Source organism: uncultured Chitinophaga sp. (assembly GCF_902168175.1).
GTDB lineage: Bacteria > Bacteroidota > Bacteroidia > Chitinophagales > Chitinophagaceae > Chitinophaga.
In genome coordinates this window covers 14,484-41,418 of record NZ_CABHOU010000038.1, presented here as the reverse complement: position 1 = coordinate 41,418, position 26,935 = coordinate 14,484, and the positions used below count along the sequence as shown (strand labels likewise).

General features: G+C 48.2%; 19 protein-coding genes and 1 riboswitch. Of the genes, 5 read left to right on the top strand and 14 right to left on the bottom strand.

Annotation, left to right across the window (positions count from 1 at the left end; genetic code table 11):
* Positions 1-212 precede the first annotated feature (212 nt).
* The 6 genes from QZT80_RS07830 to QZT80_RS07805 all read right to left on the bottom strand — a co-directional run bounded on the left by QZT80_RS07830 (position 213) and on the right by QZT80_RS07805 (position 8,966).
* On the bottom strand, positions 213-1,556 hold the full coding sequence (locus QZT80_RS07830) for a DUF5074 domain-containing protein (protein ID WP_295120146.1): 1,344 nt from the start codon (positions 1,554-1,556) through the stop codon (positions 213-215).
* 141 nt (positions 1,557-1,697) lie between these two features.
* Positions 1,698-3,224 (bottom strand): hypothetical protein, encoded by a 1,527-nt coding sequence (locus tag QZT80_RS07825; RefSeq protein ID WP_295120143.1) that lies wholly within the window; start codon positions 3,222-3,224, stop codon positions 1,698-1,700.
* Positions 3,225-3,275: 51 nt separating this feature from the next.
* Positions 3,276-4,205, bottom strand: a complete 930-nt coding sequence (locus QZT80_RS07820; RefSeq protein WP_295120140.1) for a DUF4465 domain-containing protein — start codon at positions 4,203-4,205, stop codon at positions 3,276-3,278.
* Positions 4,206-4,254: 49 nt separating this feature from the next.
* Positions 4,255-5,724 (bottom strand): PKD-like domain-containing protein, encoded by a 1,470-nt coding sequence (locus QZT80_RS07815; RefSeq protein WP_295120137.1) that lies wholly within the window; start codon positions 5,722-5,724, stop codon positions 4,255-4,257.
* 33 nt (positions 5,725-5,757) lie between these two features.
* The gene (locus tag QZT80_RS07810; RefSeq protein ID WP_295120134.1) at positions 5,758-6,900 is read right to left on the bottom strand and encodes a YncE family protein; all 1,143 of its coding nucleotides are present in this window, start codon (positions 6,898-6,900) and stop codon (positions 5,758-5,760) included.
* The gene (locus tag QZT80_RS07805; protein ID WP_295120131.1) at positions 6,897-8,966 is read right to left on the bottom strand and encodes a TonB-dependent receptor; all 2,070 of its coding nucleotides are present in this window, start codon (positions 8,964-8,966) and stop codon (positions 6,897-6,899) included. The genes QZT80_RS07810 and QZT80_RS07805 overlap by 4 nt, the downstream gene beginning before the upstream one ends.
* A gap of 114 nt (positions 8,967-9,080) precedes the next feature.
* Positions 9,081-9,290, bottom strand: a riboswitch (cobalamin riboswitch).
* Positions 9,291-9,381: 91 nt separating this feature from the next.
* Between QZT80_RS07805 and QZT80_RS07800 the strand changes: the two genes are divergently transcribed.
* The 3 genes from QZT80_RS07800 to QZT80_RS07790 all read left to right on the top strand — a co-directional run bounded on the left by QZT80_RS07800 (position 9,382) and on the right by QZT80_RS07790 (position 11,181).
* Positions 9,382-10,080, top strand: a complete 699-nt coding sequence (locus QZT80_RS07800) for a YafY family protein (protein WP_295120128.1) — start codon at positions 9,382-9,384, stop codon at positions 10,078-10,080.
* Between the two features lie 76 nt (positions 10,081-10,156).
* Positions 10,157-10,582 (top strand): VOC family protein, encoded by a 426-nt coding sequence (locus QZT80_RS07795; protein WP_295120125.1) that lies wholly within the window; start codon positions 10,157-10,159, stop codon positions 10,580-10,582.
* 20 nt (positions 10,583-10,602) lie between these two features.
* Complete coding sequence (locus QZT80_RS07790) at positions 10,603-11,181, top strand: YdeI family protein (protein ID WP_295120122.1); 579 nt, start codon at positions 10,603-10,605, stop codon at positions 11,179-11,181.
* Here QZT80_RS07790 and QZT80_RS07785 read toward each other — a convergent pair whose 3' ends face one another.
* From QZT80_RS07785 to QZT80_RS07750, 8 genes are all read right to left on the bottom strand, one after another.
* Positions 11,182-12,402, bottom strand: coding sequence for an alpha/beta hydrolase-fold protein (locus QZT80_RS07785; RefSeq protein ID WP_295120119.1), 1,221 nt, complete (start codon positions 12,400-12,402; stop codon positions 11,182-11,184).
* A gap of 58 nt (positions 12,403-12,460) precedes the next feature.
* Complete coding sequence (locus QZT80_RS07780; protein ID WP_295120117.1) at positions 12,461-14,122, bottom strand: RagB/SusD family nutrient uptake outer membrane protein; 1,662 nt, start codon at positions 14,120-14,122, stop codon at positions 12,461-12,463.
* An 11-nt stretch (positions 14,123-14,133) separates the two neighbouring features.
* A complete protein-coding gene (locus QZT80_RS07775) occupies positions 14,134-16,959 on the bottom strand; it encodes a SusC/RagA family TonB-linked outer membrane protein (RefSeq protein ID WP_295120114.1) in 2,826 nt (941 codons plus the stop codon).
* 34 nt (positions 16,960-16,993) lie between these two features.
* On the bottom strand, positions 16,994-18,673 hold the full coding sequence (locus QZT80_RS07770; protein ID WP_295120111.1) for a RagB/SusD family nutrient uptake outer membrane protein: 1,680 nt from the start codon (positions 18,671-18,673) through the stop codon (positions 16,994-16,996).
* Between the two features lie 17 nt (positions 18,674-18,690).
* Positions 18,691-22,038 carry a TonB-dependent receptor gene (locus tag QZT80_RS07765; RefSeq protein ID WP_295120108.1) on the bottom strand — a complete coding sequence of 1,116 codons (3,348 nt, stop codon included), beginning with the start codon at positions 22,036-22,038 and terminating at the stop codon, positions 18,691-18,693.
* Between the two features lie 294 nt (positions 22,039-22,332).
* A complete protein-coding gene (locus QZT80_RS07760; RefSeq protein WP_295120105.1) occupies positions 22,333-23,514 on the bottom strand; it encodes a FecR family protein in 1,182 nt (393 codons plus the stop codon).
* An 82-nt stretch (positions 23,515-23,596) separates the two neighbouring features.
* Positions 23,597-24,157 (bottom strand): RNA polymerase sigma factor, encoded by a 561-nt coding sequence (locus QZT80_RS07755; protein WP_295120102.1) that lies wholly within the window; start codon positions 24,155-24,157, stop codon positions 23,597-23,599.
* A gap of 122 nt (positions 24,158-24,279) precedes the next feature.
* The gene (locus tag QZT80_RS07750; RefSeq protein ID WP_295120100.1) at positions 24,280-24,495 is read right to left on the bottom strand and encodes a hypothetical protein; all 216 of its coding nucleotides are present in this window, start codon (positions 24,493-24,495) and stop codon (positions 24,280-24,282) included.
* 469 nt (positions 24,496-24,964) lie between these two features.
* Here QZT80_RS07750 and QZT80_RS07745 point away from each other — a divergent pair, with 469 nt between their 5' ends.
* A complete protein-coding gene (locus tag QZT80_RS07745; protein WP_295120098.1) occupies positions 24,965-25,978 on the top strand; it encodes an aldo/keto reductase in 1,014 nt (337 codons plus the stop codon).
* 27 nt (positions 25,979-26,005) lie between these two features.
* Positions 26,006-26,917, top strand: coding sequence for a helix-turn-helix transcriptional regulator (locus QZT80_RS07740; protein WP_295120095.1), 912 nt, complete (start codon positions 26,006-26,008; stop codon positions 26,915-26,917).
* Positions 26,918-26,935 lie beyond the last annotated feature (18 nt).

The following is a 26,935-nucleotide window of genomic DNA, read 5'->3' as shown; positions in this document are numbered from 1 at the left end:
CCGGGGCCTTATTAGCAATCCGAACAAAGCCAATCTGAGGTGTTTCATCTGATCTTTCTTTGAATTAACGGTTTAGAATATTCCCTAAATATTAAGCATTTAACTGAAGTTACAAGTTTTCACAAAAAACCAGGTGTTAACATTAAGGGTGCCGGATATAAAAAGGGGAAACTGCCCGTAAAGGCAGTCTCCCCAACAAAAATTACGTTCCGCTATTTGAAATTGCAGGTAAAGAAAGTACCTGCAGGGAAATTAGTGTAGTTCTTATAGTTAGCGGTCAATGCAGTGCCATTGCTGAAGTTAAAAACGCTGGTATTATTGATCAGGTAATCCAGTCCGTAGGCTTTGATCGTGTTTAAATACACCTCGCCTGTAACCGGGTGTACGGCGATATTGTTGTACAAAATGTTCGCATTTTCCACCATGGTTTTAGCATCAACCATAAACTCCGTGGCCCCGATGCTGAAAATATGGCGATAGATTTTGGTACCAGCGCCGCTGAAGTAAAGGGTATCGCCTTTTGCGGTGATGCCCGGAGTAGCACCGAAACCTGCGCTTACACTACCTACGGTGATATCGTTGGCTTTAATCACAGAATAATCCCTGTAATTGATCTTGGAGATCCTGGCAGGAGAACCGGTGTTAGATACCCATATGTTACCATCGCTGGCCTTTACCACTCCGCTTACGGACGCTTTGATATCCAGCGCTATCGTCAGTGTATCTTTATTGGGCTCTACCACGAACACTTTAGTACCGGCGGCAGCAAACAGCTTGTTGTTTGATACAGCCATGGTAAGCTTTGCGGCCGACCTGGAACCTTTGATGAAAGTAAGTACTTTGGTCGTGGTATTGAAGCGGTGCAACCCTTTATTGTCGCGGATGATCACATTTTCTTCGTTCAATACAGCCACGTGCGTAGGCCAGCTCAGCGTAGCCAGTTCGTCATTATAAGCTGCTTCTTTTTTCAGCGTTTCGGCATTGGCTACCACCAGCAGGCCATCATTGGTGAATGATGCGCCTACGGCGTTCTTTTTACCGTTTTGAGAAATGATGTAGATCTTGTTGTTCTGTATGTACAGGTCCTGGGCAACGTTGCCAAGCTCCGTACCATTCGCTTTATAATACGCGCTGTCGGTCACGATACCTTTCGGGCTAATGAAGGTGAGACTACCATTTTCAGTAGTCATATTGCCTTCATTTAATACGAAGGTGCCGAACTTGTACTTGCCATACACGAATATCTTTTCATGCGAAGTAGCTGTTTGCCCATTCCTGGAAGCGGTTACGGTAATGGTGTGTTCGCCCAACTCGCTGGTAACAAACTTAAAGATGGAATCTTTAACAATTGCGTCTTTACCGTCTACAGTCCATGCAAAGGTACTACCCTGGCTCGCTTTCACTTTAAAAAACAAGGTATCTTCCTGTGCCACCGTTGTTTCAGAAAGCACATTTACAATATCTACCTCAGGTACAGGTGCATCTGTATCATTTTTAGAACAGGATACTACTGCCATGGCGGTGAACGCCCCCAATGCTAAAACACGTCTCTTCATAAATTTTGACTCTAATTGAATTCTATTAAGTGTATTGTTAATTTTCAATGGTGTATACTATAATCATAAACATGCTGACCATACGGGGTAATATTACCCTGTAAGTATTGCTAACAGCCGTTTCCGCGTTACAAGTCAAAACTATTGAACGATGGTTTCGATATTAAGCCCTAACAGGTGCAGGTCTTCACCTCGCCCCACTTCGGTGGACGCTTCGCCCAGCCAGCCGTTTTCCTGGTCAATACCATTATAAACTTTTACGAAGTCGATGCCTGGCAGGTTTGCCTTCTTACCGTTTTTATCAATAGCCCAGTCGATATCGATACCGGAGTTGTTATGCGGATTAGGATAGTTATCTACGTAACCATACCTGAACGCATACAGTACAAAGTAGCTTCCACTCCCACTCTCCTCAATACCATTAGTGGCGAGGCGGATACCCTTGTAAGTAATCTTATCTTCTTTCACCCAACCCGGGTAGTAGCTCTGGGTATGGAATGTGTTCTTCACTTTGTAACCTTCCTGTCCCTGGTTGTCGGCCCAGCGGATGTAATTACCAATGCTTACATGGCCCTGAGGTGCAGGCGATGGCGTTTCTGTTGCCGGACGATGATAGGTCATTTCGTAGCTGCGGAAAGTACGCACATCATTTTTAACCGAAACCGCTACACTGTACCAGGGCTCCGCTTCTGCAGAAAAGTTAGCGCTGCCTTTTATTTCATACCACTCATCTTCATCCGGTTTACCGTTTTTATTTTTATCGTAGGCCACCATAATGATACCTGGCTCACAACTGCCCCCAAAAGGTGCGTTAGGGCGGGGATTGGCATTAGCGCCAAATGCGTTGCCGTGAATCCTGAAATCGCGCCTGCCTGGTACGTTCACCACGGTATGATCGAAGCCCACCACTACATAACCACCCCAACCACCTAAGGTGATCATATTTGCCTCTTCGCCAATCAGTTCCTTACCCGCTTTGGCTACCATTGTTTCGTAGGTATCACCTGCATTATACTTTGGCAACTCGTTTACGAACTGGCCCGGAGCCGGCAGGTAATCGAACACACTTTTAATGTAAGGCGACGGCGCCAGGTCGGGTTGACGCACGGTAACCAGCAATGTATCTACCAAATTACCGGAGGATACTTTTAGCTTGTAGCTGCCCCTGGTAACTGCGGAAAACAGCGCCGTCTGCGTAGCCGTGGTATCAGTAAGCCTGTATAATCCGGACGGGGCGGAAAGCACTTCCCACTTCAGATCAGTTTTGCCTGCAAATTTGGCGGACGCCCCGATCTTTAAAATGGTATTGCTGGTGGTCGACCAGTTTAAATAACGGCCTGTAGTAATTTGTATCACCTTCTGGAAAATATTACCGGCATTGTAAGCCATCACGATCAGGCTGTAAGCCCCGGGATCAGCCGGCGCCTCGAAGGTGTATTCCAGTGCATTGGCCACTCTTTTACCGTTCACTAACCATACGATGGAATCTACACGATTTTCGAGGGCGGGTTTAAGCTGTATATTTTCTTTTATCACCACATAATAATCAGACTCAAGGCCGGCGATAACAGGCGCCGGTTCAGGGAGTTCAGCATCCTTTTTTCCACAACTGCTGATCAACAGTGAAGCGCAGGTAAGCGAAGCGAGTATTTTATATCTGAGATTCATTTTATCGGATTAATTGTATTTTAAAAAAGCCGGGCACTATTCGATTATATATTACAGGGTTACTTCAACGTCATCTATACACACATATGCCGGTGTATTGAGTCCGTAGTCGCCATAGTCATTACCAACAATGTTGAATTCAACACGGGTAACATTCCCTAAAAGCGACAAGTCAAAATAAGTCCATGAGGTTAACGGTCCGGCTACGGGCAGGTAGCCACTGTATCTTGCCAAATCAATCTCCACGGGAAGACCGCTGTTGGTAGGTGTGCTGCCATTGAAGCCGAACGCCTGTAACGTTAAATGTCCGGTTCCACCGGCCACGTTTGAAAGTGGTGTTGCAGCGCCTGCAGCGCCAAATCCATTCCCATTCATAATTACGCCGTAGGTGTAAGAGGAAAGACATACCTGCATGCCCTCTATAGTGCCGCTACCGGATGTAAAATCCAGCGTTGGAGGTGTAACGTAACTGCTGTTAAAGAAATCTACGTAACCAAACATTACAGCGAAATTGCTGCTGCCGCCGGCACCGCCATTCTTAGCACCGTGCGTACCCGAATAAACACTGCACTGGTTGAGGTACGAGTACCACCAGTCGCCCGATTTTCCTGGAATATTCTGTTTATAGTTCCAATCCGAAACAACAAACCCACCGTCCCAGAACTCCACCGGGTTAACACCGCCTGCGCCTTTGATAGCGAAGCGAAGGTTGCTGGGCGAATGTACGTATGGGGCTATCTGGGTACCACCCCAGGAAGAGTAGGTGTTATCACCATAGGAGGTAGAGTCGGCCATATAACTACGACTTAATCCCTCGAAAGTGATAGTGTAGGTCGTCAGCAGTTTGTTCAGGCCATTTGATGCACCGGTTTCCAGCGTTGGCGCTGTGTCCTGCAGGTCATTTTGCTTTGAACAGGAGGTTGCTGTAACAAGACAAATGACCGCTACCACCAGCGATTTACTAAAATGTGTGTGTTTCATGAGTCTACATTTTTTTGAGTTAAACAAATATTGGAGTTACCCGGCTTTTTTAGTTTTTAAGATGCCTGTCCAGGATTCCGAACACCTGCGACATTCTACCTTCCTCCATGTTCCAGTCTTTCACGATCCCGAGACCGGTATCCAACTGGAAAGGATACACCACCTTCTGCACCCTGATGAAATCGATACCCGGCAGGCTCACGCTCTCACCTTTCGCATTTACCGCCATCTCAATATCAATATTCAACTTCTGCTGAAACTGAACAGCACCGCTCACATTCCTGCTGATTCGTTTTCCTTTACGGGTAAACGAAGTTGGCCAGCCATTCATCACCACCATTTGTTTGGTTGCGGTATCGGGCATTGTATAACCAGGAAAAAGCCCCTTGGTAGAGAAAACATTCGCCGTAGTCATAGCAGTACTCATGATCTTAACATATTGCACCTCACCGGAAACTGGTTCCTCCTGGTTATCTTTCCAGGTAAAGTAGTGGTACATTCTCCTCGCGTCGAATTCCACCCGGCTATAGGCATAGCTTATCTGGTACTCGGCTATATCTTCTATCCCATAATCTTCATTTTTGATCTCATACCACTCGTCTGCATCAGGCTGGCCATTTTTATTACGGTCATATGCCACGTACACAGCCGGCACGTCGAGGCGGGAATAAACAGCTGTCATTTCCAGATCGGGTTTACCCTGTGCATTCACCACCGTATGATCAAACTTAAAGGTGGCAGACCCGCCCCAGGAGCCGAGTACAAGTCCGTTATTGGGGCTTAACTTCCTTAACTCAGAAGACTTAGCCAGGTAATCATTGTAAGAAAGCGGGAATTCAGCGCCGTACCTCCAGTTATCCGCATAACCGATCACTGACCAATTCTGACCTTTTGCCGGTGAAGGCAGGTATTCGAGCAGCGTGTACGCATTTTTCACATACTGCTCCGCCTTTACTGTTACCGAACGGTTGATAGTGGTGCTTTGTTTACCGGCGGTAATACGAAACGTAAGCTCGTAGGTACCGGCTTCTGGCGCAATAAATTCCAGGTTACGTTTTTTACCGATAACAGAATCACCAATCGACCACTGGTACTCATAATCCGTACGATCAGGACCTGTAATAGCTGGCGCAATTTCCAGTACGTTACACATCGAAACCGCCAGCGGGTCGGCAATAGTGATCGCAATTGGCTTTTCCACGAGTATCTTGTACGACTGCTCGTCGTTACCACCCTTGTTGTTCACTTTTAAAGTAACATCGAAGTTACCCGGTTCCGTAGCAGCAAAGGTGTAATTGAGCTGACTGGCTGCCACCTGCTTATTATTCACCCACCAGCTGTAACTATTGCCTTTGGTATTAGTGATATTAGGTGCCAGCACTATTTCATCGCCGATGTTCATAGTGATGGTATCTGTTCCGATCCCTGAAAGCGTCGGGGCATTGTACTGCTCTTTCCGGCAGGAGGCCGTAAATAAACTAACGACCGTAAGCAGTGTTAGAAAAACGATTTTCTTCATGTGGTTTGTTTTCGGGTTGTCCTATTTTTTAGTTTATAATTTCGGTAATAGTGCAAAATGCGCAGGTATATCACCAGTCCGGACGCTCCATTTCTTCTTACCTTCTTTTGAAAAGCAGTACAATATGCCCGGCGATACATAGTTGCCGGCATCCGTTACGTAGATGTCTTTTGTAACAGGATTCACCATGATGCCGTAGGGGATCTCTATCTCCTTATCCGTTCCATCTGTAATAAATGAACGGGTAACCACTTCACGGGTGCGCGTATTTACAATACCATAAGTGATAACATTGGAATAAGTGATGTAACTCCACTCCGTACTGTATACATATAATGAGTCGCCATCGAGGAAGTAATTGCTGACGGCCACATCCAAAGTATCCGTTACCTTTTGTTCGTTTTTATCGATGAAATAAAGCCTGGAAGGCAACTTCTTATAATCGCCCCTGGAGGTTACCCACAAATCGCCGCGTTTATCGGCCTTTATGTGATGCAGGTTATAGGCTACATCAATCCGTTTGTCTTCTTTAAAAGTGACGAGATCGATTACAGATACGGTGCGTTCGTACTTTTCGGTGCTGCCCGCCCCCATGTAACCACCGGAGTTAGCGACATAAATCTTACCGCCGGTTATTTCAAGATTATCCGGCTGGAAGCCTACGATACATTTATCAACGATGGCCAGCGTAGCCGTATCTACTTTAGCCACATATCCTTTTTGGGTGTAGTTTGGATTTACTTCGATGGGGCCTGCGTAAGAAGTGATATAGGCAAACCCTTTATCAAACTTGATGTAACGGCAGTTAGGGATCTCGATCTGCCCGATCTTTTTGGCCGTACGGGCATCCATCACATCTACTTTGTTAGAGGCATTGATCACCGCATAGAGCCTGCTGCCGTAAATAGCAATATCATTTCCCACATCGCCCAGTTCTTTGGGAACGGTTGGATTCGTAGCGGCATAAATATTTCTCTGATACCTGCCCGTAGCATAATCAAAAAAGTCGAGCGTGCTTTTATTACTGCCCATATTCCCTTCATTCAGCAGGTAGAAACCTGCGAAGCCGTTTATCGTGGCAGAATCTACGCGAATGTCCTCATTCATGAACACTGCCACGTCTTTCCTGCAGGAGGCCGCCAGTAACAAAACAATGAATAATGCGTACTTTCTCATAGTTCAACAGATAAAATGATTTTATAATTTCGTTTAGGCATGGGGTAGTTTACTACTACTTCGTAATCCTGGTTAAATACATTATTCAGTTCGCCCGCCAGTTTGAAACGTATCGTTTTAAACCTTACCTCTCCTGATGCCGACAAGTCGCTGGTATACCAGGGCTGCTCGTAATTCTCCGGGATGTTGGCCGAGTTATGGTACCGCTCCCCTACATAGATGAAGCTGTAGTTCAACCGCCACGCTTTATACAACAAACTGGATATTACCGAACCGCTGTGCCAGGGTATATAAGGAATTTGCCCGCCGTAAGTGATCTTTTGCAACTCGGGGTTCTTTCGTTTGGTAAAATCCTGCGCCTGCTGGTAAGTGTAAGTCACTCTCAGGTTGAGTAAAAAATCGGCCGGCAGCGAAAAGGCCTGGTCCGCCACAACATCCACACCCTTTATCTCTACATCTCCGATATTCATCATCATCCAGCGGTACATGCCGGTGCCTTTGGGCACAGCAACGATCTTATTCGTCACCTTGTTAAAATAGAAATCTGACTGCAGTTGAAACTCGCTCAACACCGTACCCGGGCGGCTTTTATGGTACAGGAAACCTATATTGTACTGGTGTGTATACTCCGGTTCAAGCGCGATGTTGCCAATGTCGGTGTAATACAGATCATTAAAAGTGGGCATACGGAAGATATTCTTATAAAAGGCCCTTATGTTGAAATCGGCTTTATCAAAAGGTTTATAGGAGAAGAAAACAGCCGGCGTAATTTCATTTTTGGCAGGTGCGGCAATAGCAGAATCGCCTATGGAAGTATTGCCCCTGGTGATATGCTCATTGATGAACGTGCCTAACACACTGGCCTGCATCTTTATCTTCCCAAAATCCGCCGCCCCGGCCAATGCTACCAGGGAAGTAAAGCGTTTAGGAAACACAAATCCATCGAGGTTAGCGTTCAGTGCATTATACTGGAAGTCTGTTGACAGGTTGATATCTATTTTATCTGATATGCTGTATTTGTTAGCCACGGAACCATACCATTCCTGCTGACTGAAATTATTGTCTATATACATCAACGTGGTATCGGGGTTCAGGTAACGCATGTAATCGTTGGCGTACTTGGCATTCACCTGTATATCGTATCCTTTTACCACATTCTGCTGGAAAGATCCCTGGGCGAAGAAGTTACGGTCCCATTGCCTTTGCGAACGTTTCCAGACATTATTAACGATAGCGCCGGGTATGCCCCTTTCGGAGTTATAGAAGTAGGCCTTCGCATTCCACACACCACGGTTTACGTTTCCATAGATGCCGCTTTCCAGCCGCAATCCTTCGATATCACCGTTTTGCCTGGTGGCGGTAGTGTCCCAGGCAATGCTGCCAGATTCATGAAACACTCTTTTATAGCGGAACGGGGAGCGGCCGGAAGACTTAACGTACTCGCTGCTGAAGGAGTAATTGACATGTTGTGGGAGCTTTTGCTCGAGTAATATCGAGGGATTGATCAAATCAAAGGAACCCGTTTTAAACACCGCTTTAACATTGGTTGTTTTGGCAGAATCAAACACCGGCTTACGACTGCGCAGGTAAATAGTGCCCGACGACCCATAATCCCTGGCAGGTTGAAATATCTCGCTCTTCTGCCCATTATATACAGAGATCGATTCAATATTATCCATGGAGAACTTACCAAGATCGATCTGCCCGTTTTGCGCATTACCCAACTGTATACCGTCGTAAAACACGCCCATATGGTTAGTGCCCATACTGCGCATATCCACGGTTTTAAGGCCACCAATGCCCCCATAGTCTTTTACCTGCACGCCCGCGAAATAGCGAATAGCATCGGCTACGGAGAAGCTGTTTAAGCTCCTGAGGTTATCGCCGGAAAGCTTTTGGGAAGGGATAACTTCTTTATAGGCAGATGTGAAAATAGTGACACCGCGCAACGTCTTTACACGGCTCGTATCCACGCGCGCAGCATCGCGGTTGGGTTGCTGGGCGTACAGGTGCGTGCAAATGAATGCACAAAACGTTATTAGCAACGTTTTTAATGCGTTTGACATATGTATATCAATAATTAAATACCCTCCGGTTTTTTACCGGACGACATACGAAAACAAATAGACGCTGAAATGATTTCAGTGTAAGTTGTATTCAAAGCCTCTTCCTCGAAAGCTTTCGAAAATGTTTGCAGTGGCAGGTCTCCTGACTTATTCTCACTTTAGACGGCCTTCCCATTTTTATTCACTAAAAACAGTGGCTTTGCAGAATGTCTAAGTGTTGTTATAGAACTTACAGTAGCGGGTCTGCTCAGGATTTACACCTGATTCCCTATTAATTTTAACATTGTGAAACCTATGTTAAAAACCAATTGCGGCGTGAAAGTACGATAAAATTATTGATTTGGAGAAGCCGGGTTTAATGCGGATAATTTAGAAGGGTTAATTTATTATCTTTCGAAGGACTCAATTCTGCAGCATGCCCGCAAACGATACATCACGTTTATCGCGCCTCACCGCCATACTTAACCAGCTACAGGCCAAACGGATGGTGACGGCCACCGCACTGGCCGAAAAATTCGGCATCAGCGTACGCACCGTTTACCGAGACATCCGCGCACTGGAACAATCCGGCGTGCCTATACTCACCGAGGAAGGCAAAGGATATTACCTGATGGAAGGGTACCGCATCCCTCCTATCAGTTTTACAGAAACAGAGGCAAACGCCCTGATCACCGCTCAGCAATTCGTATTGAAAAATAAAGATGCCTCTTTCGTAAAGGCATATACGGATGCCATCGATAAAATAAAAGCCGTGTTACGGCATACTGCCAGGGAACAGGCTGAAATGTTATCGTCCCGCACAGCCGTAAGCGAGAGCAGTGCTGCTGTGCATACCAGTAATCACCTCGCCATCCTGCAGCAGGCACTCACCGGCTTTAATTTGGTACAGCTCTCCTACCAGAAACCGGGTGAAGACAAAACCGAAAGCCGTACAGTAGAGCCGTTCGCCATCCTCAGCACACAAGACAACTGGCTGTTAGTAGCCTGGTGCCGGCTTCGCAACGACTTCCGCAACTTCCGCCTCGACCGCATCCGGCAGGTAATTGTATCAGAAGATAAGTTTAAACCCCATGAATTGACCCTGGAAGCCTACTTTAAAAAAACCTGGAAATAATTCTGACACCCCTGACACAAGGCTGTCACCCTGCCTGCCGACCTTTGTTTTATCAATCACTTAAAACAATATCATCATGGCAACACCCAACACACTCCGCGGCCTCGCAACCCTTACTTTCTACGCAACAGATCTTGCAGCAGCACGCGACTGGTACGCGCAATTCCTCGGTACCGAAGCTTACTTCGCCTTTCCCAAAACAGGCAACCCCGCTTATGTGGAGTTTCGTATAGGCGATTACCAGCACGAGCTGGGTATTATCGACGCACAATATGCTCCACGTCCGTTAGGCGAAGCCGGAGGCCCTATTGCCTACTGGCATGTAGATGATATTGAAGCCGTGTACACCAGGCTGTTATCGCTGGGCGCCACCGAATTCGAACCAATTACCCAACGTGCGAACAGCAACTTCGTGACCGCCTCTGTTATTGATCCGTTCGGCAATTTGCTGGGTATCATGTACAACCCTCATTACCTCGAAATAGTAAGTGCTATTCAATAATACCTTAAACAACAATCATCATGATCGCCACCACCCATATATTAAAACTGAGCAGTGCCGCCGAATGGCGGAACTGGCTCAGCAAACATCATGAGTCAACAGCAACAGTGTGGGTAGCTGTATCCAGGAAAAACGCACCCACTTTCACCCTCAGTCAAAACGAAGCGGTGCTGGAAGCACTGTGTTATGGATGGATAGATGGAACTGCCCGGCCGTTGAATGAGCATTATTTCCTGCAGTCGTTCAGCCGCCGCAAACCCAAAAGCGTTTGGAGTAAAATCAATAAGGAAAGAGTGAAACAGTTTATAAAAGATGGCCGTATGGCGCAGCCTGGGTTAGACAGTATTACAGTAGCAAAGTCGAACGGGTACTGGTCGATACTCGACGATGTAGAAGCACTGATCATCCCGACCGACCTTGCTACTGAACTTAAGAAAGACAAAGCAACTGCAGCCTATTTCGAAGGCCTGGCACGAAGCAACAAGAAACAACTACTACAATTGATCGTGCTGGCGCAACGTCCTGAAACCAGGGCGAAACGTCTACTTGAAGTGGTAACGGCTGCGCAGCAGGGGCAAAAGCCAGCGCGATTTAGTTGACTACTTCCATCCTGCCTGCATGCCCGCAAAGCGAAGTACCTCTGCCCAGTCATACAAATTCAGATCATGCTTGCCTTCCCGGAAATGATACCCGATCACCGATTGCATGATGGGCTTGTTCGTGGCAGGGAACGTCACGGGCAAAGTCAGTTGTGGGTTATACAAACGGTATGCAGGCAATGCGTTTACAACAGAGAGATAAGACCCCACCGGATCAGCCCATCTGTCTTCCACTGCATTTGTTGTATACACTGGTCTGGGTGCTATTAACCCTATCAACATATGCTGATCTACAGGTAATGCGTTTACATCGTTGCTGTAGTTCTTATAGTTATCGTTAAACCAATAGCCAAACTGTTTATTGATCAGGCTCACAGTTTCGCCGTACTTACGCCTTGCCAGCGAAGCGCCTGAACTGCCTGAGCAACTGCTCACCACCATTGCAAAACGGGTGTCCTGCGCGCCCGCCCACAAAGCAGTTTTACCGCCACGGGAGTGCCCTACAACCGCCACTTTCTTCGCATTTATATCCGGGTTTGTTTCGAAATAGTCTAATACCCTGCTGGCCGTCCATGCCCAGGTACCAATTGCTTTCATGCCATCGGGCTTTTGCAGCATTTCGGGAAATAGCTGGTCCAGCACCCCATGCTGATAAGTATCCTTTTTATCGGGTGCCGCATCGTTGATGTTAAAAGCTGCGATAGCATAACCGCTGTCGATCACCATTTCTGCAGGCCAGAAGGTGCTTTTTACAGCGCGTGTCGGATCGGTATTTCTTTTAGGACGATTGTTGATCAGCAGGAATACGGGCACAGGCTTCTTACGGTTGTTCGGTGTGAACAGCACTACAGGTACCGTTACCGACTTCCCTTTATTCCACAGGGTGATCGCTACTTCTTTCAGATGCGCGCGGCCTTCCATGGCCCGGGGCACATCATTGGTGACCCGGTAGCGTACGCTGTCAAATTTCTTTGGCGTACGGCCGTACACGTTCTCTTCAAAAAGCCCTATAATCTCCGGCCGGCGTTGTTTTTCCCAAGCGGAAGAATTATTTACCAGCCGTCCTTTCAAGGTTTTTAATAGCGCTGGCAATACATACGACGGCACGGCCGCCTCGTCGTAGTTCACGATCTCGTTCATGAACTTATCCGTTTTCTGGGCGAACGCGTTCATGCTACAAAACAACAGGCCCAAGGCCGCCAGTTTCAATTTTATCGACATGCTCAGTTATAGTTTTGAAACCCGGCAGCATCGCTGCCGCCGGGCAGTATATTTAATGTTATTCATAACCAGGGTTCTGGCCAAGCTTCTTCGCCCTATTGATCTCGCTCTGCTGGATAGGATAAAAGTAATTCTTTGCAGCGAACACTCTCGTTTCAATTACAAATGGCGTGTAAGTGAGTGTAGTGCCGGATTTAGTAATCCGCATCCCGTGTACGGCCGCATCGAAATAAGTATCACCCTCCTTCCAGCGGCGTACGTCGAAGAAGCGTTGTTCTTCGAAACAAAGCTCCACACGTCGTTCGTTTTTGATCCTTTCGCGCATTTGCTCCTGCGTTAAGCCGTCTGGCAACGAAGGCATGCCTGCACGGTTACGAACGGCGTTCATATCGGCATACACATCCGCATTAGCCCCAACTGCCTCGTTCAGTGCCTCGGCATGCATCAGCAGGATATCGGCGTAACGGAACAATACCCAGGGCCTGCGCACATTCGTAATGCTGGTTACGTTGTAGGTAGCATTGCTGCTCAGGAATTTACGCATGTAATATCCGGACTTCGTACTGTTAACGTTTGTTGGCACATTATCCAGTCCGCCATCGAACGTTTCCACCGCGCGGGTCAGACTGCCCGTTTTGAACGTAGCGCCATTGTACACCACAAACTGGTTAAGCCTCGGATCGCGGGCAGCGTAAGGGTTTTGCGGGTTGTAACCGGAAGCGGGATCGCTGATAGGCAACCCACTGGCCATTTCAAATGCATCTACCAAATCCTGTGTTGGATTCGTTCTGCCCAGCCCGCCTGTAAAACCTACCGGCGCGTTATTAGCTTCAATCGTATTGGTATTGCTTGCAGAGGTGGCGAATATGACCTCTTTGTTATAAGTAGTGGCCGTTGCCGTATAATCCCAGAGTGACGGAAATTCGGCTTTGGGTAACAGGCCATGTTTATTCTGGTCCATTAACGCTTTGGCGGCATTCGCGGCATCCTGCCATCTTGTTAAATCGTTAGTGCCATTATGCAGGGGACTCGCATAGTACAGCAGCACCTTCGCTTTCAATGCCATACCGGCAGCTTTGGTAGCCCGCCCCCAGTTAGCGGCGTCCCAGTCTTTGGTCCAGGCAGGGCCGATTTGCGCGATTGCAGAGTCACAATCGGTAACGATGTGCTTCACCACTTCATCTACTGTATTACGTGGAATATTTAAATCGTCTGCAGGGGAGAACGGCTTCGTCGCCAGTACAATACCGCCATATCTTTTAAACAGCTCAAAATGCAGCATCGCCCGCATAAAGAAAGCTTCTCCTCTTAACCCGGCCAGGTCGCTGGCGGGGTATACTACCGCGGTAGGCGACTTTTGCAAAAAGGTGTTCACCACCCAAAGACCAGTATACAGGTTTGTATACTGCTCATCGAACGTTTTCAGGCTGCCCCAGGTACCGTTGTTGAAATAGTTAACATTGCTGTTCAGGTTAGAGTTTACGGCTTCATCACTTCCACTTGCCAGCAGGGCACCACCGTTGTCTATATTGTAACGCGACAACATGTACGTATAACCGTTGTTCAGGTATTCACGTACACGCCGGTCGGTAGTCCAGATGGCATCTTCAGAAATAGGGCCTTCGCTGTACTCAGGGGCGAAGAAGTCTTTTTTGCATGCGCCACCCAACAGGAGCAACAGCAGCAACGTACTATATATTTTCAAATAGCTTTTGTTCATCGTCGGGTAGTTTATATTTTAACGGTAATACCTATCGAATAGGTTTTTACATACGGGAAGCTCGTGCCTCTGCCAGCGTTGGGCGTTTCAGGATCGATGCCAAGGTCGTTGAGCTTTGAGAACGTTAACAGGTTATAGCCACTCAGAAAAAACCTGGCGCCCTTGAAACGATAGCGCTGGTTGAAACCCTCAGAAGTACTATACCCAAGTTCTGCCGTGCGCATTTTCAGGAAGTCGCCCGACCGCAGCCAGAAGGTAGAATTCGCGGTGTTGTTGCCGTTATCGGTTAAACCCACACGCGGGTATTTAGCGTTGGTGGCAGTGGCGGGCGTCCAGCTATCCAGCATCAACCTGTTAAAACCATTGGGACCGGCACGCAACTGGCCATTGAGATTAACCGTGCGCCCTTCCACACCCTGGAACTGGGTACCAAGATCAAACTGCTTATACCGGATATTCAACCCAAAACCGTAATACATCTTTGGAATGTCGGTATAGTCGGTGGCCACATCATCCTTCGCATCTATCACTTTATCATTGTTAACATCTTTGTACCTGATATCACCCGGCACTACAAGACCAGAAAGTGTTTGCTTCGGGCTTGCATCTATTTCCGCCTGGTTCTGGAAGATGCCTTCTGCAATGTAATAGTGCCCACTGTTCACATACCGGCCTTCCTGCGACTGACCATCCAGCCCGTTTGTTACGGCACGTACCAGCACGGTGTTTTTTGCATAAGTAAGATTAGTATTCAATGCGATGTTCACATCCCCCCACTGTTTGTTATACAAGACCGTAAAATCAGCGCCCTGACTGCTCACCTTACCAGAATTCACCTGGGCAATAGACATACCAAGGATACCCGGCAAATTTGGTGGGCCGAGGATATCGTGACGCGTTTCATTAAAGTAATCGGCCGACAGCGACAAAGTATTTTTAAACAAAGAGATATCAGCCCCCACATTTAAGCGGTCGATTTTTTCCCAGGTAGTGGCCATGTTGCCTGCCGGCGCCACGAGGTATGCGGTGGTAGAAGTAGAAAAGGATGATCCCAGCAACGGTCCGGCACCCCTGGTGAACTGCGTACGATAGGGCAAACGCACTATGTTACCATTTGCATCATAAGTGGGCCCGATATTACCGGAGCGGCCTGCAGATGCACGCACTTTCAGGTAACCGATGGTTTTGAAATCTTTCAGGAAGTTTTCGTCAGATGCCAGCCAGCCAGCCGATACGGCGGGAAAGAACCCAAAGCGGTGCCCCGGGGCAAAGTTTTCCGAACCACTGTAGCTGCCTGTGAAACCAAGCATATACCTTTGTTGGTAGCTGTAATCCGCACGGCCAACGAGCATGCGCTCGCGATAATCCAGCCGGTCTACGGCAGCACTAATATACTGTTGGACACGTACAGACGCTACCACTTTGTGGTTACCGGAAAACGCGCGGTCGTAGTCAAACCCCATCCACAATTCATTGTTTTTTGTATTGGTTTGAAAAGCTGCAGTGCGGTAAGCAATAGCAGCGGGCGTACGATAGGTTTGCGCCGGCGTTACGGATTTATTCACCACTGCATAGTTTTGCGTCAGGCCGTCACCGTAGTTACCATATCCATCATAAGAAAAAAAGATATTGGCAGATAGACCTTTCGTGATAAATTCGAGTTTCTGCTTACCCATAATGCTTGCCAGCAAAACATTCGTAGTGGTGCGGGAAAAACCGGTAGCCTGCAATTGTCCCAAGGGGTTATTCTGGTAGATGGAAGTTCCACCATAAGTACCGTCCTCATTCAATATGGGGAACGCATTCGGTGGCAGGTTAGAAATATTATTGAATACTGCGGAGGCGCCATCGCCCACATCATTACGCACCTCACTTCTCAGGCCAGACAATAATGTAAAGCTGAGTGATTCAGTGACATCATAATCCAGGTTGATGCGAAAGTTGTAACGCTGATAACCGTAGTTCGAATTATAGTTATCGTTCTTCGTGTGTCTGAACAGCCCTTTCTGATTGAAATAACTGATCGTGGTAAAATATCGTATCCGCTGGCTACCGCCGCTGAACGACACCGCATAACGCTGCGTGGGGGCCGATTTATTCAGGAACCGGTCCTGGTAATTATTATCCGGGTACAGGTAAAGATCAGTGCGATCTTTATAAGCGGCTAATGCTGTAGCATCGTACGCCGGTGCCTGACCAACGTTGGTAAGCGCCTGGTTGTACAATGTAGCAAATTCGTAAGAATTCAGCGGCTTAACCAGGTTGCTGGCCGACTGAAACCCGCCCTGTGCATCCACCGTAATATGGCGGGTGTTGGCTTTACCATGTTTGGTCGTAACCAGTATAGCGCCGTTACCGCCGCTAAGGCCGTACCAGTTCAGTGCGCCGGCATCTTTCAACACCGACACACTTTCGATCTCATTGATATCCATATCTTCAAAATCCCTTACCACACCATCTACCAGTACCATTGGCGTACTGCCGCCTGCGTACGAAGACCTACCCCTTACCTGGTGCGTGAGGTTGCCGCCGCCAGGCTGGTTGCCCGTCCAGTTAACCCACAATCCGCTCAGTCTGCCGATCAATAAGCCCGACATATTGCTCGTCGGAATTTTCGCTAACTGATCGGCCCGCAGGGCGCTCACCGCATAATTAAGTTCGGCCCTGGTGCGGGAAGCGAATGGAATAAATACTTCTTCGGCGCCCATATCCGCAGCCAGGCGTTCTTTGTTATTCTTGGCAGTATCCTCCGGTGCAGCGTTCTGAGCGAATGAAACCATGCAGAGCATGCAAATCACCGCCATGGTCAGGCCCGTCAGTTTTATATATTTAGTCATGTTGATGCTGATTAATTGAATGTGTACAAATGGTTTACTCCTCCCACCCCGTGTTCTGAATCAGTGCGCCCGAGGTCTTGTTCATCTCAGCGCGTGGTATCGGGTACAGGTACATCCTGTCTGTAAACACTTTCTGAAATACGGGCAGGTCTACTACGTTGTAAGTAAAAGTTCCATTGGCGTTTTTGATCACCTTCATGCCTTTCATTGGACGGGCAACGATTTCTGCACCTTTCTTCCACCGGAGGATGTCCCACCAGCGCATATCTTCAAAGGCAAATTCAACTGCACGTTCGTTTCGTATACGCGCCCGCATTTCTTCCTGCGACAATCCTTCTGGCAACTCAGGCATTACCGCCCTTTTACGGACAGCATTCACCGATTTGTACACTTCCTCATTGGGGCCGGATGCTTCGTTCACTGCTTCCGCGTAATTGAGCAATACTTCCGCATATCGATAAAAAACATAATTCAGTAAAGCATTGGCTGTTGAGCCGGAGCGGGATGCTTCGGGCCAAAGGCGTTTGAGGTAATAGCTGGTTTTAGTTACACTGATGGCAGTACCGTGATCCCTGCCATAGGTAATTACACCCTGCGCGTTCGGCTCTGTTTGCCAGGTTTCTATCGCGCGTCCCTGCCAGGTTACGTTATTGTACAAAATATTCACATAGAAACGCGGATCGCGGTTGAGGTAAGGGCTTTGCGGATCGTAACCGGAGGTGGCATCGGTAATGGGTTTGCCGTTTTTCATCTCATACAGGTCTACATGGTTTTGCACCGGCGACAGGTTCGATTGCGCACCGCCCATGCTCGTGGGGATCAGGAAATCGCTGAGATAAGTGCCGATAAACCCACGGCCGCCGCGTGGCCATATGCGGATGTATTCCACAGAATTGGCTACGGTTAACACATTAGCATAAGTAGGCTCCAGCGAATACTTACCCAGGTCGATAATGGCTTTGGACGCCGCAGCGGCCTTCTGCCATTTAGCGGCATCGTTGCCGGCGTTATTCAGCGGACTGGCATCGAACATCAGCAACCGCGCTTTCAAAGCCATGGCTGCTGCACCAGTAGCCCTGTTTGCCTGGGCGGCAGGATTAGGCCAGTCGTTGTTGGTTAATGGCAACAGGGTAATTGCCTGCTCCACATCGGCCAATATCTGCGCCATGGTTTCTTCGTAGGTGCTGCGCGGCAGGTCTTTAGACGCCTCTGTAAAGTCCAGCGCCTGGTCCAGCAATACCACGCCACCAAAACGCCGCAGCAGTTCGAAGTAGAAGTATGCGCGCAGGTACAACTGCTCGCCCTTAATAAAATTCGGATTATATTCCGGCGTCCATGGCGTTTTCTCCATGAACTGTAACATGATGTTCGCATTGCGGATGCCCCGGTACATTTGTGTATAAATCCCGCTTACATCGGCCGCACCGCCATCCAGCCACTGCCCCGAGTTCATGGTCGCTACCTCTGCCTGTGCGTTATTCGCGATCGATTCATCGGTAAACTGTGACGTCATACCTTTGTAACCGCTTAAGCGGCCGTAATCATTAATAGAGAACGTATAGGTAAAGTCACCGTAACGTGATGCCTGCAGCGGATCTTTAAATACTTCTTCCAGGTCGGTCTGGATACCCACATCCCTTTGTAAGAAATCTTTCTGGCAGGAGAGCATGGTTATCGTCATAACCAAACTAAACAGGTATATGAATTTTTTCATGGCTTGTAGATCGTTGGTTATAAAGAAAGGTTCAGACCGAAGTTCAGCACTTTGGTTGTAGGAATAGTGGTGGTGGCGGGTGCGTACGCATTGCCCGTCATCGTATTTTCCGGATCGAGGCCGTAGAACTTAGTCCAGGTGATTAAATTCTGACCGCTGGCCACCAGCGTAAGATTGGTCAGGCGTAACCGGCTTAACCAACGCCGCGGCAATGAATAGCTGAGTTGCACGTTGCGTAGTTTGATATAAGATGCATCCTGCAGCATGAAATCGTTCAGGCTCTCGTTCGGGTTAGCATTTAAACCCGGACGGCTCGCCGGCCTTGTGGCATTGGGATTATCGGGCGTCCACCTGTCTAACATCGGTGCATAATATTGCCCTAATGTGCCGCTCTGGAAAATTACGTTTGAACTCACGTTCGTCACGCCATTGAACAACACCGATAACTGGAAACCTTTATAACCAGCCTGCAGATTTACACTCGCATTATACTCCGGAATATTAGGATGCCCGATCGGCATTACGTCCTGGTTATTGATAATGCCATCGCCATTAACATCCTGGTATTTAAAGTCGCCAGGGATCGAGGGGTATGCGGTTACCTTATTCACCGGACTTTTGTCAATATCATTCTGGTCGGCATAAAAACCCAGTACATGATAGCCGAAGTAAGTACCCAGCGGTGTACCGGTGGCTTTCAGATTGGTGGCAAGTCCCGGCGCCTCATCCAGTATCCGGCGTTCGTTATGCGCATAACTCAGGTTACCCGTTACCGAATAGGTGAAATCATTCGCGCGGTTACGGTACATCACCGACAGTTCGTAGCCGCGGTTACTGTTCATACCGTAGTTGGTACTCGGCACCGTAGCTCCATAGGTCGCGAAGCTGGTAGCTGAGCGGGTGGCAAGGATGTCTGAACGCGTATCGTTAAATACATCTGCAGTTATACTCAGCTTATCGTTAAACAACAATACATCTATCCCGATATTTTTCTTTAATGATACTTCGAATGTTACGAATGGGTTGCCGTATTGTGTTTGGATATAAGTTGGGGCGGCGAAGTTACTGTTTGGGTTACCGAAAGGCACCGTAGATCCCGCACCAAATTTGTTCTGGTAGTAAAAACGGCCGGTACCCGGGCTCGGAATACCTACCCTGCCCACTGAACCGCGTACTTTCAGCATATTGATCCATTCATATTGTTTCATGAACGATTCGTTGGCCAGGTTATAGCCCAGTGAGGCCGACGGGAAAAAGCCATAACGATAACCTTTCGCATAGTTCTCCGATCCGTTATAGGTAGCGCTTGCCGTTAAAAAATAGCGGTTGGCGTAATTGTAAGTAAGCTGGGAAATAATACCCTGGTTCGCGAACGGCGCAGCGGCGGCAGTGGCGCCCTGTAGCTCCCTTTGCCCGATCAGGTTGGCGCTTACATTATGCTTTTCGAATGCACGGGCGTAATTTATAAATACCTGCAGGTTGGTTTTCGTGAAACCGCTGCGGGTATAAGCCGGCGCACCAAAGAAGTCGTTGTAAGAACCTGCCACCGGCGTTAACTCCTTCGTATTCCTGTCGAGGTTAAAATAGCCGATGCTGCCGCGTTGCAGCTTGCCCGACATTTGCGTGGCATCGTACCCGAACTGGGCTTTTACCGATAAGCCCTGGGTAATCACGTCCAGCTTCTGGCTGAGCGTAAACACCGATTCCGCTACATTGTTATCGGTAAATGCATAACCGCCGTACGTCAGCAGTGCATACGGGTTAACTGAGTTTACCCCGGTGAGGTTATAGTTCACGATATGGTTATAAGTACCGTCCAAACCGATAGTTGCCGGATCGCTTGAATTGATGTATTCTTTAAAAAACGGCTGGCCCCAGGCAGGTATTTTCAACGCACGGCCTACCACACCTTCTATCCCGTTGGTCACTGCTCCTCCCGGATCGTTGTATTCGGTGAAGCCGGTAGGCGAATAACGATGCTCGTTACGGCCCGCCAGGTTTACTTCAAAGTTGGTAGAATTGGTTATATCCATGCTCACTCTTGCGCGAAAATTGTAACGCTGGTAGCTGGGCGTGGTGGAATAGTCCAACGGCGTCCTGAACTCCTTAAAGTTCCCATTTTCAAACTGATGCCCGAAAGAGGTAAAGTATTTAATCTTCTGCGTACCGCCGGACACCGTCAGGTTTTGCTGGTTCTGCCACCAATGGTCCTTCACCAGTTCATCGTACCAGTTCACGTTCGGGTATAATAACTTATCGCCCGTACCGGATTTAAATATTGCGAGGTCTTCGTCCGTAAACGTACGCGGTTCGCCTGTATTGATCTGCCCTTCGTTCAGCAACATGGCGCTTTCATAGGCGGAAAGAATGTCGGGGCGTTCGGTAGGGCTCAGCAGGCCGAAATTGCTCGTAAACGTCACACGGGCCGGGCCTTCTTTCCCTCTTTTTGTCGTGATCACAAATACACCGTTGGCTCCTTTTAAACCATATAACGCGGTAGAAGAGGCATCTTTCAGAATGTTGATACTCTCGATCTCATTTGGATCGATATCTCCAAACGTGGTACGTTCCACCCCGTCTACGATAATCAGTGCCGTGGCGTTGGAAGATACCTGTCCGCGGATATACAGCGCTGCCGTATTCAACCCTGGTCTGCCGGTGGTTTGCTGCACCACCAGTCCCGGTACGAGCCCCGCCAGTGCGTTGGTAACGTTGGTTACCGGCGCTTTTAAAATATCACGCCCCGAAACCGTGCTGATAGCCGCCGTTACATCCGAGCGCCGTTGCGAGGTATACCCGTTTACCACTACCATATCGATGGCGCTTTGTTTGCCCACCAGGGAGACATTAAGGTTATTACCCGCCGCTATCACTTCTTTAGATTCAAATCCTATATAAGAAAGCACCACTGTGGCGCCGCGATCTGCATTAATGGAAAACTCGCCGCGTTCGTTGGTTTGCGTACCATCGGTGGTACCCTTTATTTTTACGCTTACCCCGGGCAGTGGCGTGCCTGCATCATCTGTTACCCGGCCGCGCACTTCATTTAATAAGAAATTCGCCACCAGTGGTATATCCAGGGGGGCAGGCGTTTCTTTTTCCTTTACAATGATGGTGGTTTTGTTGATACTATAGGTAAGCACCTGCGCGCGAAAAATCTCATCGAGCGCGTCTTTCAGCTCAACGTTTTTCAAACGGATGTTCACCAGTTTCGATTCCTTCAAACTCGACTCCGTGATCACAAAATTATAGCCGCACTGTTTCCCGATGTCTTTCAGCACCGCCTTCAGGGAAGCATTGCTGGCATTAAGACTGACCTTCTGTGCAACCGTTTTTGCACTGACCTGCATTAGCGTGGCTAACATTATGACTGTAATGAGACGCATCATCAACAAGAATTTTGCAAAATAGGGATGTATCGGCAAGCGCTTGCCGAGTTCCTTGGTAGAAATTCTATACATTTGTTTTGTCTGGTTTTTGCAGCCGCCCCCGTGTCGAAGCAAAGGTGGACTGCGATGAACGTGGTATTTAATAGTACTATGGATCATGAACCTAAGATGACCAGGGGTGTTTCCGCACTCCTGGTTTCTTTTTTTAAGCTCATTTCCTACTGCTTAACATGGAATTTTCTGTTGCCATAACGTTGGATTTTTTTATTGTTATTTCATACGGTTAGCTGATAGGTTTGTTTTTACAAATATTGTTTTCCCTTCTATCGTGAAACTGATGCTTTTGGTTGACTCTAGTATTTTGAGAATTTCAGATACATTTTCATAGCGGGATATCCCCCCGTAAAACTTTTCGTCAGATATCGCGCCTTCGTAGACTACTTCTACGTTATACCACCTTTCCACCATGCGCATGATATATTGGATATTATCCCCGTCAAACACGAACTTATCATCCTTCCAGGCCGTAGCCTGGTCGGGGTCGGCCTCCTGCACCCCCATACTGCCGTTCCGGAGCATGGATTGCTGGCCGGGTTTGATGATCACATCAGCATTACCGGCACTCACTTTCACGCTTCCTTCCAGCAGTGTGGTACGGGTGGCGGGTTCATTGGGATAGGCATTGATATTGAAATGTGTGCCCAGTACAGTTACCTGCTGCTTAGGCGTATTTACTTTAAAAGGATGCTGCTGATCTTTCGCCACTTCGAAATAACCTTCACCGGTAAGCGTTACCTGGCGGTCGCCCCCCGTAAATCGTGCGGGATAGGTTAAAGAGGAAGCGGCGTTCAGCCATACTTCCGTTTTATCCGGCAGGATGATCTTATAAGTTTCTCCTTTGGCGGTAGACAGTGTATTTAATGAATTGGCAGGTACTTTATCGTTATCGGCCACGGTGTATACAAGCACCCCGTTTTTAGCCTTACTGATCTGCACCCCTGCCTGTTTGGCAATTTCACCATCTATTTCGTCCGACAACACGATCTTTTGCCCATTGGCCAGGGTAAGCGTGGCCTTGTTGCCGCCCGGTGCTACGTCCTGCACAACCGGCTGCGAAACCTGGGGCTCCATCATCCTGCTTTCACGGTAGATATAACCACCAGTCACTAAACAGGCCAGTACGGCGGCAGCTACCGCGATGCGCGGCCATAAACGGCGCACCTTTGCCGGTTGTGGCTGACTCACTACGCGTTCGTACAGCAAAGCTGCTTCCTCAGTACTGATATCGTCGGCAGCCGGCACGGCCTTCCCCCATTCCTCCCCCATAATCTCATGCAGCAGGGAATCATGCCGGGGGTCCGACAGGGCAGCAAGCCATTCTTCGCGCTCGGCGGGGGTCTGCGAGCGGCGCTGATATTGTTGGAACAGGTAATTAAGTCTGTCTTTATTCATCAGGAATTAGCCAGCGTTTATCAGCTGCCTATTAGAATAGACGAACGAGCGGCACAATCGGGGTAATGCGCCGTAAAAAAAATTATAAAAGATGGCAGATGACCAGTAGAATGGCTACATCCGTATGTTCCTGCATGTAGCGGCGCAGGAATTTGAGGGCAAGTTTCATGTGCGTTTGCACCGTTCCATGAGAAATATTGAGCCTGGCGGCCGCCTCTTCGTACTTCAACCCCTGCTGCTGGCAAAGCTGGTACACGAGGTGCTGCTGCTTCGGCAACTGACGGATACCTTCTTCCAGAATTCTACGGGTTTCTTTCAGCAGGATGTGTTCTTCTGTTTCGTTATGTGCTTCCGCCGACGTGTAGCTGATCTCGGCTTCTACCCTGGCAGAGAGTTCACGCTTCCGGAGCAGGTCGATCGCATGATGCCGTACGATTTTATGCAGGTATGCTTCTAGATTATCTATCTTATACAACTGATCGCCCAACTGCCAGAGCTTCAGCATCGTTTCCTGCAACACCTCCTGTGCCACCGCGCGGGATTGTAACAGGCGGAAGGCGAAGTGGTAGATACGTTGGTAATAATTGTCGTAAATTTCTTTGAAAGCACGGCTGTCCCCTTCGGCTATTTTAGCCAGCAACATTTTTTCATTTGTGGGATGCCGGGAAGTCATGCAGTTTCGTATCAGTAGTTAAAGCTAAAAAAAAGCATTTAGATTTTCTACTAGTTACTTCGAAAGGGGGATAACTGTCTGCCAGCTCCCGCTCATAACCTGATACCCGCACCTATTGACAGGAAAATATTGTACATCCGGAAATCCGTTCCCCTAAAGGTATCAGGAAATACCGGCCGGAGGCCCCATGCCAGGGCGGCGGTCACAAACCAACGTTTACCCAGCGTTCTTTGCCCGCCCAGTTGCAGCCCCCAGTCAAAAGTTCGTTGTTCTTCCGCGAAATCGAAGGTAGCCTTGCCGATCACCACCTCTTCGCCTAGCGAATTTCCTTTCCTGATATAACCATTGCTAACATCGCCCCTGAAGTAGGGCGTAATAAGCCAGGCTTTTCGCCGGAAGCAGAAATTACGATAGTTAATTTCTGAATATCGATCAGAAAAGAAAAAAGAAACAGCTTTTTCCTATTACATAACAGAGGGATAAAGATGATAAGGGAAACTTAAAGCCTCCGTTACCATTTATAATAAACACATGATTTCCCTGCCGTTTGTAAGGCATCTTTCCTTTTTTAGCTGGCAGGCATTGTTGCGGTGGGCAGGCACGTCAGGGATTCATTTCCATTTCCCACAACCAGCCCCGGTTCCAGCAGTTCGCCAGCTTGAGCATATATGGCCACAGCCATGGCAACATCTCCCCCGTTTCGGATACACATCCCGTAGATATGGATACTTTTCCCCCGCCGCTCCTTCGGACATTTGCACTACAAACAATTAGCAAATGAGCAATATCAAACAAAAGAAACTCGGCAGCCAGGGATTAGAAGTACCGGTTTTAGGATTAGGCTGTATGGGTATGACCGTATTTGCCGGAGGCAGCGATATGTATGGCCGCACCAGCGAAGCAGACGCTATCAACACCATCCACCGGGCAAAGGAACTGGGTTGCAACTTTTTAGATACCGCCGATATATACGGCCCGTTCCTGAATGAAGAACTGATAGCCAAAGCTATACAGGGCAACCGGAATGACTATATCATCGCCACCAAGTTCGGGTACGAGATCAACGACGACAACCAGCCTACCTGGCAGATCAACGGCAGCAAAGACTATGTAAGGAAAGCCGTAGAGAAGTCGCTCCGCGCCCTGGGTACAGATTATATCGACCTTTACTACCTGCACCGCCTCGATGCACGGGTACCGGTAGAGGAAACGGTGGGCGCTATGGCCGACCTCGTTAAAGAAGGCAAAGTGGGCTATATCGGCTTATCAGAGGTGTCGAGCGATACCATCCGCAGGGGGCATGCGGTTCATCCTTTAACGGCTGTACAATCAGAGTATTCCCTTTTTGAGAGAAGTATTGAGCAGGCAGGCATCGTTAACACGCTGCAGGAATTGGGCATTGGCCTGGTAGCCTACTCCCCGCTGGGCCGTGGTTACCTGACCGGCAACATCCGTACACCGGAAGACTTGCCTGCCGATGATTTCAGGAACTCGATGCCGCGCTTTCAGGGCGAGCAGTTTGTGAAGAACCTGGAACTGGCCGGTGCCATTACCGCTATGGCGGAAGAAAAAAGTATACAGCCCTCTCAGCTGGCTATCGCATGGGTTTTAGCTAAAGGGCACGCACCTATCCCAGGCACCAAACGGGTGAAGTACCTGGAGCAGAACATAGCAGCCGCATCCATCAGCTTATCTGCAGACGATATGAACAGGCTGGAATCTATTATCCCGCTGGGCACATTCCTGGGCGACCGCTACGACAGCGCCTCTATGAACAGCATTGACCAGTAAATCTTACTTTTGTATCAACCATACAGGATGAAGAAAGAAGTTCCATATCATGTAAAGACAGTTTCCGATCAGCACCGGATACTGTCTTTGCCTAAACCACATCATCCACTCGTGAGTGTGTTTAATTTTGAAGACATTGTGTACGATGCGGACGAGCGATATCGCAGCGTCGTTTTAGACCTGTACTGCATCTCTATCAAGAAAAATGTAGCTCAAAAAGTTAAGTACGGGCAGAGCCATTACGATTTCGATGAAGGCGTTATGTCGTTCATCGCTCCCAAACAGATAATTTCCAATATACCCGAAGGACATAAACCCTTGGGCTGGTGCCTGGTATTTCATCCCGATTTTATCAGGAAACATGCAGTGGCTACCCGGATAAAAGGCTGCGAGTTCTTTAGTTACGCGGCCAATGAAGCCCTTCATCTTTCTGAAAAAGAAGAAGACACCATTGTTAGCATTATGGACATGCTGCGCCTGGAATTAGAGAAAGGTATCGACACTTACAGCGAAGGGGTCATCCTTTCTTATATTGACCTCATCCTGAGTTATTCCGACCGGTTTTACAACAGGCAGTTCCTCACCCGTAAAACATGGAACTCCGACCTGCTGACGAAGTTCGAAGAACTGTTATCCGCCAGTTTCGCGGCGCAACATACCCACCAGGAAGCTCTGCCCTCCGTACAGTATTTCTCTGACCAGTTACACCTCTCTCCCAATTACCTGAGCAGCATGTTGCGTTCTTTAACCGGCAAAAGTACGCAACAACACATCCAGGACCGGCTGATCGAGAAATCCAAAGAATTACTGACCACCACCAGCCTGACGGTTGCAGAAATCGCTTACCTGTTCGGCTTCGATTATCCACAGTCATTTAACAAACTTTTTAAGAACAAAACACAGCATACACCCCTGGCTTACAGAAAACTTTTTAATTAAACACTTACTTTCCTTATT

Excerpts from the sequence above, each read along its gene's own strand:
- QZT80_RS07830 (WP_295120146.1), bottom strand. The coding sequence starts at position 1,556 with ATGAAGAGACGTGTTTTAGCATTGGGGGCGTTCACCGCCATGGCAGTA.
- QZT80_RS07825 (WP_295120143.1), bottom strand. The coding sequence starts at position 3,224 with ATGAATCTCAGATATAAAATACTCGCTTCGCTTACCTGCGCTTCACTG.
- QZT80_RS07820 (WP_295120140.1), bottom strand. The coding sequence starts at position 4,205 with ATGAAACACACACATTTTAGTAAATCGCTGGTGGTAGCGGTCATTTGT.
- QZT80_RS07815 (WP_295120137.1), bottom strand. The coding sequence starts at position 5,724 with ATGAAGAAAATCGTTTTTCTAACACTGCTTACGGTCGTTAGTTTATTT.
- QZT80_RS07810 (WP_295120134.1), bottom strand. The coding sequence starts at position 6,900 with ATGAGAAAGTACGCATTATTCATTGTTTTGTTACTGGCGGCCTCCTGC.
- QZT80_RS07805 (WP_295120131.1), bottom strand. The coding sequence starts at position 8,966 with ATGTCAAACGCATTAAAAACGTTGCTAATAACGTTTTGTGCATTCATT.
- QZT80_RS07800 (WP_295120128.1), top strand. The coding sequence starts at position 9,382 with ATGCCCGCAAACGATACATCACGTTTATCGCGCCTCACCGCCATACTT.
- QZT80_RS07795 (WP_295120125.1), top strand. The coding sequence starts at position 10,157 with ATGGCAACACCCAACACACTCCGCGGCCTCGCAACCCTTACTTTCTAC.
- QZT80_RS07790 (WP_295120122.1), top strand. The coding sequence starts at position 10,603 with ATGATCGCCACCACCCATATATTAAAACTGAGCAGTGCCGCCGAATGG.
- QZT80_RS07785 (WP_295120119.1), bottom strand. The coding sequence starts at position 12,402 with ATGTCGATAAAATTGAAACTGGCGGCCTTGGGCCTGTTGTTTTGTAGC.
- QZT80_RS07780 (WP_295120117.1), bottom strand. The coding sequence starts at position 14,122 with ATGAACAAAAGCTATTTGAAAATATATAGTACGTTGCTGCTGTTGCTC.
- QZT80_RS07775 (WP_295120114.1), bottom strand. The coding sequence starts at position 16,959 with ATGACTAAATATATAAAACTGACGGGCCTGACCATGGCGGTGATTTGC.
- QZT80_RS07770 (WP_295120111.1), bottom strand. The coding sequence starts at position 18,673 with ATGAAAAAATTCATATACCTGTTTAGTTTGGTTATGACGATAACCATG.
- QZT80_RS07765 (WP_295120108.1), bottom strand. The coding sequence starts at position 22,038 with ATGTTAGCCACGCTAATGCAGGTCAGTGCAAAAACGGTTGCACAGAAG.
- QZT80_RS07760 (WP_295120105.1), bottom strand. The coding sequence starts at position 23,514 with ATGAATAAAGACAGACTTAATTACCTGTTCCAACAATATCAGCGCCGC.
- QZT80_RS07755 (WP_295120102.1), bottom strand. The coding sequence starts at position 24,157 with ATGTTGCTGGCTAAAATAGCCGAAGGGGACAGCCGTGCTTTCAAAGAA.
- QZT80_RS07745 (WP_295120098.1), top strand. The coding sequence starts at position 24,965 with ATGAGCAATATCAAACAAAAGAAACTCGGCAGCCAGGGATTAGAAGTA.
- QZT80_RS07740 (WP_295120095.1), top strand. The coding sequence starts at position 26,006 with ATGAAGAAAGAAGTTCCATATCATGTAAAGACAGTTTCCGATCAGCAC.